Annotated in this window: 11 protein-coding genes and 2 pseudogenes; 12 read left to right on the top strand and 1 reads right to left on the bottom strand. The window is 69.7% G+C overall.

Features of this window, described 5'->3' with window-relative positions; genetic code table 11:
- Nucleotides 1-2: 2 nt before the first annotated feature.
- The 7 genes and pseudogenes from NBH00_RS25620 to NBH00_RS18735 form a co-directional block, all read left to right on the top strand.
- A pseudogene (locus NBH00_RS25620) lies at nucleotides 3-276 on the top strand (ATP/GTP-binding protein); the annotation flags it as partial.
- Between the two features lie 334 nt (nucleotides 277-610).
- Nucleotides 611-1501 (top strand): hypothetical protein, encoded by an 891-nt coding sequence (locus NBH00_RS18760; protein WP_254570105.1) that lies wholly within the window; start codon nucleotides 611-613, stop codon nucleotides 1499-1501.
- Nucleotides 1502-1806: 305 nt separating this feature from the next.
- Nucleotides 1807-2979: a S53 family peptidase gene (locus NBH00_RS18755; RefSeq protein ID WP_367401267.1), complete on the top strand. Its 1173-nt coding sequence runs from the start codon at nucleotides 1807-1809 to the stop codon at nucleotides 2977-2979.
- Nucleotides 2980-3521: 542 nt separating this feature from the next.
- A complete protein-coding gene (locus NBH00_RS18750) occupies nucleotides 3522-3824 on the top strand; it encodes a hypothetical protein (RefSeq protein ID WP_254570103.1) in 303 nt (100 codons plus the stop codon).
- Between the two features lie 7 nt (nucleotides 3825-3831).
- Entirely contained in the window at nucleotides 3832-4752 is a 921-nt protein-coding gene (locus tag NBH00_RS18745; protein WP_254570102.1) for an MvdC/MvdD family ATP grasp protein, read from the top strand.
- Entirely contained in the window at nucleotides 4749-5471 is a 723-nt protein-coding gene (locus NBH00_RS18740; protein WP_254570101.1) for a hypothetical protein, read from the top strand. The genes NBH00_RS18745 and NBH00_RS18740 overlap by 4 nt, the downstream gene beginning before the upstream one ends.
- Before the next feature lie 242 nt (nucleotides 5472-5713).
- Nucleotides 5714-6262 (top strand): hypothetical protein, encoded by a 549-nt coding sequence (locus tag NBH00_RS18735; protein ID WP_254570100.1) that lies wholly within the window; start codon nucleotides 5714-5716, stop codon nucleotides 6260-6262.
- 77 nt (nucleotides 6263-6339) lie between these two features.
- Here the strand turns inward: NBH00_RS18735 and NBH00_RS18730 are convergent, their stop codons facing one another.
- Nucleotides 6340-6717 (bottom strand): YegP family protein, encoded by a 378-nt coding sequence (locus tag NBH00_RS18730; RefSeq protein ID WP_254570099.1) that lies wholly within the window; start codon nucleotides 6715-6717, stop codon nucleotides 6340-6342.
- On the opposite strand from NBH00_RS18730, the gene NBH00_RS18725 reads away from it, so the two are divergent.
- The 5 genes and pseudogenes from NBH00_RS18725 to NBH00_RS18710 all read left to right on the top strand — a co-directional run bounded on the left by NBH00_RS18725 (nucleotide 6718) and on the right by NBH00_RS18710 (nucleotide 12504).
- Nucleotides 6718-8150 (top strand): IS3 family transposase gene (locus NBH00_RS18725; RefSeq protein WP_254573690.1). Its coding sequence is split into 2 segments (ribosomal slippage): nucleotides 6718-7066 and nucleotides 7066-8150, totalling 1434 coding nucleotides; the frame shifts between segments, so codons are not numbered across the junction.
- 46 nt (nucleotides 8151-8196) lie between these two features.
- Nucleotides 8197-8457, top strand: a pseudogene (locus NBH00_RS25315) (TerB family tellurite resistance protein); the annotation flags it as partial.
- 21 nt (nucleotides 8458-8478) lie between these two features.
- Nucleotides 8479-8973, top strand: a complete 495-nt coding sequence (locus tag NBH00_RS25310) for a tellurite resistance TerB C-terminal domain-containing protein (RefSeq protein ID WP_302182757.1) — start codon at nucleotides 8479-8481, stop codon at nucleotides 8971-8973.
- On the top strand, nucleotides 8966-10294 hold the full coding sequence (locus tag NBH00_RS18715) for an ATP-binding protein (protein ID WP_254570097.1): 1329 nt from the start codon (nucleotides 8966-8968) through the stop codon (nucleotides 10292-10294). The genes NBH00_RS25310 and NBH00_RS18715 overlap by 8 nt, the downstream gene beginning before the upstream one ends.
- Nucleotides 10291-12504: a DEAD/DEAH box helicase gene (locus NBH00_RS18710; protein WP_254570096.1), complete on the top strand. Its 2214-nt coding sequence runs from the start codon at nucleotides 10291-10293 to the stop codon at nucleotides 12502-12504. The genes NBH00_RS18715 and NBH00_RS18710 overlap by 4 nt, the downstream gene beginning before the upstream one ends.
- Nucleotides 12505-12520 lie beyond the last annotated feature (16 nt).

Here is a 12520-nt window from a genome sequence, read left to right as displayed (position 1 = left end):
GGTTTCAGCGCGCGAATCTGATCAGCAACCCCAGCCTGTCCATGCTCGGCAAGCCGGGGCTTGGCAAGTCGACCGTCATTCGCCGGATGGCCCTTGGCCTGACCGGCTACGGCGTCATGCCCCTCGTCCTGGGGGATCTGAAGCCCGACTACGTCGACCTCATCAAGGCCCTCGGCGGGCAGGTCATCACGCTCGGCCGCGGCCGCGGCCATTTGAACATCCTGGACCCGGGTGAGGCCACCAGTGCCGCCAGCTGGCTGACCGGGACCGCGCGCGAAGATGGGGCGGGCGCTGACCTGCTCTACGCGGACGGCTACGGCCGCGGCGGCGAGCTTGTGGAGGAGACGACGCGGCTGGTCTCCCAGGCCGAGGAGATGCTGGTGCTCGCAGTAGCCGCGGAGCACGCGAAGTCGACGTCGTGGGAGCAAATCGGCGACGCGTTGGAGGTCAGCGGCCACACCACCGGCTGCCGAAAGGTCAGGACCCTTCCGGGACCTCGTCGAGCGGGGAATCGGCCGCTCAGCAGGGGCGATCGTTCCAACCTTGTCGGCGTCGCGGTGTTGCACCGGGTGAGAAGGGTCCACCTGCAGTCCCACACCAAGGAGTGAAGATGCGCAAGTCATCTCTCATATGCGTCGCGGCAGCCGCGGCGCTCGTGGTCCCCGCCGGGGCGTTGGCCGCCGATGTGCAGACCGGCGTCGACGCCGCGACGAGTCATACCGCCAAGGCCGACAGCGCGCTTATCCACGCGCTGAGCCTGTTCAAGGGCGGTGATGTGACCCGCGGCACCAAGGCGTTCACGACCAGCCGCAAGGAGATGGGCCTGGCCCGCTCGGCCGCCGCCCAGGCCCGCCACGCCGCGAGCACCCCCGCCGCCCGCGCCCTCGCGGCCGACGCGCAGGCCGCCGTCGCCGAGCAGCAGGACACCAACATCGTCAAGCTCGCCACGCTGCTGCCCCGCACGCACGGCACGGTGCAGAGCCAGGTCGCCCAAGCCGCCCTGACGGACACCACGGGCCGCGACAAGGCGATCGCCGTCCTCACCGCCGTCGCGCTCACGGCGCCTGCGCAGGCGCAGGCCGGACTCGCGCACGCCGTCCAGGCACTCTCCACCGATCGCTCCGGCGAGATCACCGCCGACGCCAAGGCGCTGGTCAGCGACGCCGTGACGCCGGCCAACAAGCAGACGCTCGCCACCGCGGTCAAGACCGACGTCGCCGGCCAGACCACGGCCGCCGACAAGCTCAAGGAGCTGCTCGGATCGGCGTCCACGCCCGACGCGGCCAAGCCCGGTCTGACCAAGGCCTACGACGCGGTAAGCGCCGAACACGGCACGCTGGCGGACATCCTCAGCCGCTTCTCCGACCGCATGCCCGCCTCGATCCGCAGCTTCGTGACGAGCATCGTCACCCACGCCCGCACCGACGCGCGCACCATGCACGACGACCGCCCGACCCCGCCGACCCCGCCGTCGCACCCGACCGGGAAGCCCGGCAGCTGACATCCGGGGGTGACCCAAGCGAGCACGCGTGCCACGCGCCCGCTCGGCCAGCCCCGTGGATGCACTCATCGCTACGCGGCGGGAACCCCGACGCCGCGAGCGGGGCCCTTCGCCTGTCGGCGGCGGTGGACATGAGTGGCTCCGTCCGGCGTGCCGCACCTCCGCGCCGGCGGAGCCGCTCGTGACCGTGCGACAACTGTCGTCCAACGGGTGGCGCAGCATGGCTCAAGCGCGGTACGGTCCTGCCGAAGCTTGTCGGTGTTGGGTCGCTGGGCTTGTGTCGTGCCTTCCATCCTGAGGTCTTCATGCTTTCCACTGCTCGCCGTACCGGCCGGGTTGCCGTTTCTGTCGTCCTCCTCGTCCTGGCGTCGTCATCGGCTGCGGGGGCGGCGCCGTCTGCGCAGGGGGTGGCGCACAAGGCGGTCTGTCCCGGGGCGCCGTCGGGCTTCGCGCACTGTGACTCCCAGGTCGTCACGGACGGGTCGGGCGCGCCGCTGGTCACCGCGACGCCGGCGGGCTACGGGCCGGCCGACCTGCAGTCCGCCTATGTCCTGCCCTCGGGCACGGCGGGGGCGGGGAGGACGATCGCAATTGTCGACGCCTACGACGACCCGAACGCGGAGTCGGACCTCGGCGTGTACCGCGCGCAGTACGGGCTGACGCCGTGCACGACCGCGAACGGCTGCTTCAGGAAGGTCAACCAGACCGGCGTGCAGGGCTCCTACCCCCGCGCCGACGGTGGGTGGGCGCAGGAGATCTCGCTCGACGTGGACATGGCCTCGGCGATCTGCCCGAACTGCAAGATCCTGTTGGTCGAGTCCAAGACGAACAGCTTCGCCAACCTCAGCACGGCGGTCGACACCGCCGCGACGCTCGGGGCCTTCACGATCTCCAACAGCTACGGCGGCAGCGAGTACGCCTCCGAGGTCACCGACCAGTCCCACTACAACCACCCCGGCATCGCCGTGACGGTGTCCTCGGGTGACAACGGGTACGGCGTGGAGTTTCCGGCCGCCTCGCTGTACGTCACCGCCGTCGGCGGGACGTCGCTGAAGAAGGCGGCGAGCACTCGCGGCTGGACGGAGACGGCGTGGTCGGGTGCGGGTAGCGGGTGCTCGGCGTACATCGCCAAGCCGACCTGGCAGACCGACACCGGCTGCGCGAAGCGGACGGTCGCCGATGTCTCGGCGGTCGCCGACCCGAACACGGGCGTCGCGGTCTACGATTCCTTCCGCGGCTCGGGCGGCTGGCTCGTCTTCGGCGGCACGAGCGTCGCCGCCCCGGTCATCGCCGGCGTCTACGCACTGGCGGGCAACGCGGTCACCAGCGGCTCCTACCCCTACTCGCACACCAGCGCCCTGTACGACGTGGCCTCCGGCAGCAACGGCAGCTGCGGCGGCAGCTACCTCTGCACCGCGATCTCCGGCTTCGACGGGCCTACGGGCCTGGGCACCCCCAACGGGGTGGCCGCCTTCTAGCGCCAGCCGTGGTGGCGACGCCCGGGGACCGAGCGCCGCCACCGCATCTCCTCAGCGGGGAACTCGTCCCAACCCCGGGGGCCTGGGACCGTTGTGGGGGGTATGTCGTCATCTCGTCCTGGCGCCGCGGTTCGCGCTCGTGCCTGGCTCGCGCTTCCGGCCTTTGCGGTTCTCGGTTTTGCCTGTGCGGTGCTGCCGGCGCTCGCGTCCACGCCGACGGTTCGTGCGACGAGTTCCAATAGCTGGAACCCGAGCACCGTCACCGTCACTGCCGGGGACACGGTGCACTTCTCCAACAGCAACGACGGCACGCACAACCTGCGCTTCGACGGTGACGCCGCCGCGGTGACGCCGCTGAGCTCCTCGTGGACGTATGACCGGGCGTTCGCGAGCGCCGGGAGTTTCGGCTTCTACTGCGAGGTCACGACGACCTTGAGATCATCACCGAGTCGGTCGAGCAGGACTCCTGGACGGCGGTCGGCCCGCCGACCCGCCCGGACGACCTGGACATCGAGACCCGCTCCGTCGAGCAGGACGGCTGGGTGGCGGGACCGGAGGACCTGGACACGATCACGAGGTCCGACGAGAGGGACAGCTGGGCCGGCGGCCCGTCCCCGCGCCCGGAGGACCTCGACATCGAGACCAAGTCGGTCGAGACCGACAGCTGGGGGAGCGGCCCGCCGCAGCGCCCGGATGGGCTCGACACCGAGACCGCCGCGGTCGAGACCGACGGCTGGATCCGGGACACCGCGCTGTCGGCGGTGATGTCGGTCGGGCCGCTACCACGCCCGGAGGACCTCGACATCATCACCTTCGACGACAACGAGCGGGACCAGTGGGCCTGACCCGGGCGTGATCCTCGTGGTCTCGCACGCCGGCGATGGGCATCTGCCGGCGGTCACTGCCAAGCTTGACGAGGCCGGCGCGGACTGGGTCCTGCTCGACACCGACCTCTATCCGGAGCCGATCAGGATCGACGACGGCCCCGCCGGCTGTTGTCTTCGCATGGACGGCCGGGAGATCCGGCTACGCGACGTGAGGGCGGTGTGGTGGCGCCGGCCGCGGCCACCGGTCATCACCGGGCGGTCGCCGGAGGTCACGCGGTGGGCGCAGCGGCAGGCCTTCGCCGCGCTCGACAGCGCGCTCGGCGCGGTCAGCGCCCTGTGGGTCAACCATCCCCGTCACAACCGGCAAGCGGAGGACAAGCCCGCGAACCTGCGGCGGGCAGCCGCGCTCGGGCTGGACGTCCCCGACTGGCGGGTCACCAACGACCCCGTCGTCGCGGCCGCGTTCGCCGCCGGGCACGAGACGATCATCGTCAAGCCCGTCGAGGCGGCGTACGTGACCCCGACCCGGAGCCTGTGGACCCGGCGGCTCGGCGACTCCGGCCCGCTCGATCACATCGGTCCCGAGCCCTACCTGCTGCAGCAGTTCATCGACAAGACCGAGGACGTCCGCGTGACCGTCGTGGGGACGACGGTCTTCGCGGTCGCCATCGACAGCCAGGCGACCACGGAAACCTCGGTGGACATGCGCGCGGGTGACCTTGCTGCACTTGACCACCAGCCCATCGAGCTGCCGCCCAGGGTCGCAAGCGCGCTCCTGCTCCTGTGCGCTGACCTCCAGCTGCAGTTCGCCGCCATCGACCTCGTCCGGGACCAGGACGGGGCCCTCTGGTTCTTGGAGGTCAACCCCAACGGGCAGTGGGCGTGGCTCGAACAGTTGGCCGACGTGCCTATCGCCGGCGCCCTCACGCGCCTCCTGATGACATGACCCAGCCCGCGCCGCAACCGTCGACGGCCGTCGACTCTCCGGCCGCCCCGCCAGACCTACCGGCTGACGCGGAGACGGCCGAGGAGACAGCGGTATCCGGGTGGCCGGCAAAGGCGTGGAACTGGGCGTGCCATCGCCTGAATCCCGACCCCGAACTTGATCCCGACAACCGGTTCGAGTTCACCAAAGTCGAGCTTGTCGAACGGCTGAAGACAGATGACCCGGACATCGCACAGGAGATCCTCGCCGAGGCGGAGCAGATCGCCGAGCGGATGGTCGACGGCCGGGCCGAGAGCGTCGAGCGACGCGCAGCCACCCTCCAATCAGCGACGGCTATAGCCGGCAGCTTCTCATCGGCCGGCGGAACCCTGCTCGTCACCCGGATCAACGGGCGACCGTGGCAGGTCGTCATCGGGCTGCTGCTGCTGTGGGTAACCGGCAGCCTTGGACTGTGCGGATGGCGGGCGACTCAGGCCTCCTCAAAGATCCATCCGTGGTCGGTTCTCCCGAGCACCGCGATCCTCACGCGGGCCAGCCAGACCATCCCGGAATCACGCATCGAACGCGCGGTCCAGGTTCTCCGCGCCGCGGGCTGGAACGCCCGCTACGCCAGATACAAGGTGACGATGCTGGAGCGAGCGGGCGAGCACCTGACTCGCGCCAGCCTCGGCCTGCCGGTCCTCATCGCAGCGGTGGCGATCTATGCCCTCCGCCACTGACATCGCGGCATGGACCCGTCAACTGGGCTTGCTGTGCCGTGCCAAAACGTCACGCTTGTGGTGCCGCGCGGATCGCCGGCGACCGGGCGGGGGAGGGAGACCCCGCGGCGGGTTCCCGAAGACCGATTATCGAGCGGAGCCACGAGCACCCGGTCACCGGTGTGCTCCAAGCGGTTTGCTGAGAAACGTGAGCGGTCGGCCGGCCGCGTATGGGATAGCGACGTCCTACGTAGGGTTGGTTCGTGACCCGGATCGCTGACCTTTACCGCCACGACGATGCCCGCGTCGCCGCCAACGACGCGATGGTCGCGATGCTCGTGGCGTCTGAGGTGCTCACGCCTCACGCCGGACACGAGCGGCTCGTCGATCTCATGCTGACGGCGGACACGTGGCGCACCGCCCAGCTCCGCCGGCGGTGGGGTGGCGGCGCCGACGTGACGTGGGGCGCGCGCGTTTGCGATCCTCACAATGTGCTCTCGTCTCTTGTCCGACAGGTTCTCTCGATCGTCGCGGTGCCGCTGCGGCTGCTCCCCGGCGGCGGCACGTCAGCCAACGCCTCCGGTACGCCGGACGCCCGAGGCGAACACACCACGCCCGCGGGCGTCGCCGCGCGACGGTCGGGGAAGTACGAGACGCCGCTGATCAACGCGATCCGCGCGCGCCCGGGCATCACCGTCGCCGAAGCGGCCGCCAGCCTCGACACACCCGCGACCGCGCTGTACCCCACGATCCGACGCCTCCAGGCCGAGAACCGGCTGGTCAAACACGGCCGCGGACTTCACCCATCCTGACCCAAGGCCGGCCATCGACCCCGGGCGGGCCGCGCTTTCCTGGGGCGGGCGCCGGTGGGGTGGTGGCGGCCCCGCGACTACGGTCCGGTGGCTGTCCCGGCGTTGTCGCGCACGTTGTCGGCAGCGCGCTGCGCGTTGGTCTTGCTCGCGAACGACTCACCAGCGCTACCGACATTCTGTCCGTTGCGGGCCTTCGCACGCCAGCTGTACTTCCCGCCCGCGTTCTCGTAGACGTCGTAGTTCCACGTCTTGGCGCCGGCCTTGAAGTTCGTCGCCGCCGCCTTCGCGTTCCCCTCTCTGCCAAGGTGACGTGAGACAGGTTCTACCGTTGTATTTACTGAGCCTGAGGGCGAGAACGGACGTGCGTTGTGTCGCAGTTCTCTGCAGGGATGAAGGACGAGCTGGAGGGTTCCGCCGGCGGTGTGCCGGAGGGAGCCGAAGGCGAGCGTAGGCACATCGCCGGCGGCGCGTCGTCGCTGGTGGGGGTCCCGGATCCCGAGCTCGTGCCGCGGGCGACGCGCCGCAGGTTCACCGCGGCGTACAAGCTGAAGATCGTGCTCGCCGCCGAGGCGTGCACCAAGCCCGGCGAGATCGGCGAGGTGCTGCGCCGCGAGGGCTTGTACTCCTCGCTGCTGACGGAGTGGCGGCGGGCCCGCGACAGCGGCGCGCTCGGGGCGCTGGAGCCTCGCCAGCGTGGCCCCAAGCCGCCGAGCGCCGAGCGGATGGAGAACGCGGCGCTGCGTCGCCAGCTGGAGCGCTCGCAGGCCGATCTGGTGACGGCGCGTCGGGTGATCGAGGTGCAGGGAAACGTCTCCGCGCTCTTGGAAGAACTGCTGGCCAAGAGCGCGCCGGAGACCGACGAGCAGCCGCCGCGATCATGATCGATCAGGCCGTCATTGAGATCGAGCCGCTGGTCGGCATCCTGCCCGCGTGCCGCGCCCTCGGCGCGTCCAGGGCGTCGTTGTATCGCCGACGCAGCCCGCCGCCCGCGCGCGCGTCAGTGCCGCGCAGGCGGCCCGGCCGGGCGCTGTCGGATGAGGAGCGTGCCGCGGTGCTCGAGCAGTTGCACAGCCCGCGCTTTCAGGACGCCTCCCCTGCCGAGGTCTGGGCGACGCTGCTGGATGAGGGGATCTACCTTGCGTCGCAGCGCACGATGTACCGGATCCTCGCCGCCGAGTACGGCGGCGTCACCGAGCGCCGCGCGCAGCTGACCCATCCGCCCTACGCCGCACCGGAACTGCTCGCCGAGCGGCCGAACGAGATTTGGTCCTGGGACATCTCGAAGTTGAAGGGTCCGGCGAAGTGGACCTACTACTACCTCTACGTCATTCTCGACGTCTACAGCCGCTACGCCGTCGGCTGGACGGTGCAGCACCGCGAGAACGCGCACCTGGCCAAGGCGCTGATCGGCCAGGCGTGCGAGCAACAGAACATCGTCCGTGGCCAGTTGACGGTGCACGCCGACCGCGGCCCGGCGATGACGTCCAAGCCCGTCGCGTTCCTCCTCGCCGACCTCGGCGTCCTGCGCTCGCATAACCGGCCGTACACGTCGACGGACAACCCGTACTCCGAGTCACAGTTCAAGACGATGAAGTACCGGCCCGGGTTCCCCGCACGGTTCGACCACATCGACCACGCCCGCGCCTTCTGCCGCGACTTCTTCGGCTGGTACCACCACGCTCACCGCCACGCCGGCATCGGCCTGATGACCCCACACGACGTCCACCACGGCCACGCTCCGGCCGTCCACGCCGCCCGCACCACCGTCCTCGACGCGGCCTACGCCGCCACGCCCGAACGCTTCGTCCGGCACCCGCCCCGACCGCCCGCGCTGCCGACCGCCGCCTACATCAACAAGCCCAAGCCCGAGGAGCCCGCCGCTCACTAAATTCGCCCCGACACTGTCTCATCCGGCTTGACAGGTTCCGGACGCGGAACGGATGCACCTGGAAGCGAGCATCGAGAACGCGCTCGCTTTGCCCGCCGCCGGTCGCCGTCGTCTGGGCGCGCACCTAGTGTGGCTACTGGCCGAGCGGCCCGGCAGCGCCGGCCTGAAGGCCCGTACCAAGACCCTCGACCTAGCTGAACGCGCGACACTCGCGCGCTTCCTGCTGGCGCTGGCGGCAGCCGATGGGCACGTGAGCTCACACGAGGTCGACGCCATCAAGCGCCTCTACACGCTGCTCGGGCTCGACGCTGCAGCCGTTCACGGCGATATGCACGCGCTTGCCTCATCCGCGCCGATCCCGGTCATTCCGGCCGACCACGATGCCGGGGACTTCACCATCCCCGCGCAGCCCGCAAAGACGGCCGACGGCGGTGCCCAGAGCGGCGGGGACTTGGTGCTCAACCCCGCACGGCTGGCCGAAGTCATGGCGTCGACCAGACAGGTGAGCCAGGTGCTGACAGCCGTGTTCATCGACGAGGAGTCAGCAGAGCGCGCTCGGTCGCCCGACATCGAGGAGCCGCTTGCCGGCGGCGTCGCCGGTCTGGACCCCGCGCACTCACGGTTCGTCCGCGCGCTGGCGGCCCAACCGGCCTGGCCGCGCGCGGAACTGGAGGCGGTGGCCGTCGAACTGGGCTTGATGGCGTCCGGGGCAATCGAGACCGTCAACGATGCCGCGTTCGACGCTGCCGATGCACCGCTCTTGGAAGGCCACGATCCTGTGGAACTGGACCGCGAGGTCCTGAAGGAGATCCTGGATGACTGACGCCCGGATTCGCCCACGCGATCGCGATGCGATCCTGCAGTCCCTGTCGGCCGGCGTGGTGCCGCGCCGCGGGCAGCAGCACATCCAGGTCGGACGCGCGCCCGAGGTCACCGCGCTGCTCACCGACCTGGAACGGATTACGGACGGCGGCAGCGCTGTCCGGTTCGTGATCGGCGAGTACGGGGCCGGGAAGAGCTTCTTCCTGCAGCTCGTGCGCGCGATCGCGCTTGAGAAGAACCTCGTGACGATGCACGCCGATCTCACGCCGGACCGGCGACTGCACGCCACCGGTGGCCAGGCCCGCACCCTGTACGCCGAGCTCACCCGCAACCTTGCCACGCGGACCAGCCCGGAAGGCGGCGCACTCGGCGCCGTGGTCGAGCGGTTCATCACTTCGGCGCTCCAGCAGGCCAAGACGGAGGAGCGTCCTGTGGAGGCCATCATCGAGGCGCGGCTCTCATCGCTTTCGGAGCTGGTCGGTGGGTACGATTTTGCGGCCGTCATCGGCGCGTACTGGCGCGGACACGACACCGGCGACGCCGCCCTGACCGCTGCTGCGGTGCGCTGGTTGCGCGGCGAGTACACCACCAAGACCGAGGCACGCGCCGACCTCGGGGTGCGCGCGATCGTCGACGACGCGAACGTGTACGACCACCTGAAGCTGCTCGCGCGCTTCGTGACGCATGCCGGCTACAGCGGTCTGGTGATCGTGCTCGACGAGATGGTGAACCTCTACAAGCTCGCCAGCACGACGGCGCGGCGCAGCAACTACGAGCAGATCCTGCGGATCGTCAACGACTGCCTACAGGGCGGTGTAGAGCACGTGGGCTTCTTGATGGGCGGGACACCTGAGTTCCTGACCGACACCCGCCGCGGCCTCTACAGCTATGAGGCCCTTGAGAGCCGTTTGGCTGAGAACGCCTTCGCCGACGGGAACCTGCGTGACCTCTCCGGTCCGGTGCTCCGACTCGCCGCCCTGACGCCCGAGGAGTTGTACGTCCTGCTGACCAAGCTGCGCCACGTCCAAGCCGGCGGCGACAGCAGTGCTTATCTGGTGCCCGACGAAGCGCTTGAAGGGTTCATGCGTCACTGTGCCGGACGGCTCGGTGAAGCGTACTTCCGCACTCCCCGCACAACGATCAAGGCGTTCGTGCAGCTCCTCGCGGTGATGGATCAGAACGCGGATGCTGACTGGCGCGTGCTCCTTGGCCAGGTCCAAGTCGAGGCAGATGCAGGCCCGGACCCGCTTCTGGTCGAACCCGCCGGCGACCTCGACGGGCCCGGCAACGACGACGAAGAGCTGACGAGCTTCCAGCTGTGAGCCAGCAGGCCGGGCGCAGCTCATCGGCATTCGAACGCCTCGCCCCGCCTATCCAGCGATGGGTGTGGGCGCAGAAGTGGACGGCCCTGCGGGACATCCAGGAGCAAGCGATCGACCCGATTCTCGACGGGCGCGACGTGGTCATCGCCTCAGCGACGGCATCCGGCAAGACAGAAGCGGCGTTCCTGCCGCTGCTCTCCCGACTGACCGCAGTGGACCAACAGCGCGACGGGCTGCGGATCCTGTCCCTCTCTCCATTGAAGGCGCTGATCAACGACCAGGCTCGACGACTGGAGCCGATGGCCGAGACCGTCGGCATGCCGGTCACACCCTGGCACGGCGACGTCGCGGCCTCACGCAAGAAACGCTTGCGCGCCACACCAGCCGGCATCCTGCTCATCACGCCCGAGTCGTTGGAGGCGATGTTCGTGCTGCGCGGCAGCAGTGTTTCGGCCTTCTTCGCCGGTGTCGACGCTGTCGTCATCGACGAGCTGCACAGCTTCATCGCAACGGAGCGCGGGCGGCAGCTGCAGTCCTTGCTGCACCGCGTGGAGCTGGCCGTCGGCCGCACGATCCCCCGGATCGGGCTCTCGGCGACGCTCGGCGACCTCGGCCTGGCAGCAACGTTCCTGAGACCGACGGCGACGGTTGACTTGGCGCCTGTGATCGTCCAGTCCACGGCGCAACAGAACGAGGTGCTCATCCAGGTCCGCGGATACGAGCGTCCCGAGCGCGCACCGGGACCCGACGATGCGCCCGACGCCGACCAGCTCGCAATCGCCGCGCACCTGTACGGCGTGACGAGCGGCGGGACCCACCTGGTCTTTGCCAACAGCCGAGCGAAGGTCGAGTCGATGGTCGACCTGCTCCGCCGCCTCGCCGAACACACAACCACTGCGGACGAGTTTCGCCCCCACCACGGCAGCCTCGCAAAGGAAGTCCGCGAAGAGGCCGAGGCCGCGCTGCGATCCGGCAGGCCGGCGACCGTCGTCGCGACGACAAGCCTCGAGCTCGGGATCGACGTCGGCAGCGTCGATGCAATCGCACAGATCGACACCCCACCCTCAGTCGCGTCGATGCGACAGCGTTTGGGTCGCTCGGGCAGGCGCGCCGGCGTGCCGTCGACGCTTCGGATCTACGTGACCGAGGACGAGGTCACCTCCCGCACACCGCCCCACGCACAGCTTCGCGAGGACGTCGCGCAAGCCGTCGCGATGATCCTGCTGCTCGCGGCGCGCTTCAACGAATCACCCCGCCCGGGAGCGCTGCACCTGTCGACCCTCACACAGCAGGTGCTGTCGATCGCTGCACAACGCGGAGGGTTTCGCGCGGCGGACGCGTGGCGGGCGCTGTGCGCGCCGGGGCCGTTTGCCGACGTGAGCGCGTCAATGTTCGGCGATCTCCTGCGTGACCTTGCCGCCCACGACCTGCTGGTCCAGACCGGCGACGGCACTGTCGTACTCGGGCTGCAGGGCGAACGGCTGGTCAACCGCCATGACTTCTACTCGGCGTTCATCACCTCGGACGAGTTCCGCCTCGTCGCCGGTACGCGAACGCTGGGGACGCTGCCGATCTCGCGACCGCTCGCAGTCGACGATCACATCCTCTTCGCCGGACGTCGCTGGCGTGTGCTCGAGATCCGCGACGCAGAACGTCTGATCCAACTGGAGCCGGCACCGGGAGGACGGGCTCCGGGCTTCAACGGCAGCGGCGCGCTCGTTGACGACGCCATCCGGCACAAGATGCGCAAGGTGCTCGCGGACACGGCGGTGCCCGCCTTCCTGGATCGCGAAGCGCAGCGCCTGCTGGCCGAGGGACGCGACGCCTACACGCGCCTGGACCTCAGCGTCCAGAGCGTGCTCGCGTGGGGGACCGACGTGGTGCTCTTCGCATGGGAAGGAGATCGCACGCTCGACACCCTGGCACTACTGCTTGCCAGCGCTGGGCTCAAGGCCGGCCGCGACGGGCTCGCGGTGCTGGTCCAACAGTCCGATGTGGACACCGTGAACGCCGCGCTGTGCGCGGTCATCGCCGCGCCCCCCGAACCGGAGCAGCTCGCGCAGGCAGTCGAGAATAAACAGACCGAGAAACACCACCAATTCCTCGGCGAGAACCTGCTCGACGCAGACTGGGCTTCCTCCCGACTGGACCTCACGCCCGCCCTCCGTGCCGCGGCTCGGCTCTCGACGCCGACGGAGCACGAGACGTGATGCTGCGGCCGGTGCC

The organism is Paraconexibacter antarcticus, assembly GCF_024220175.1.
Taxonomy (GTDB): Bacteria; Actinomycetota; Thermoleophilia; order Solirubrobacterales; family Solirubrobacteraceae; genus Paraconexibacter; species Paraconexibacter antarcticus.
Note: the sequence above shows the minus strand (reverse complement) of the source record. Positions and strands in the feature narration are given on the sequence as shown.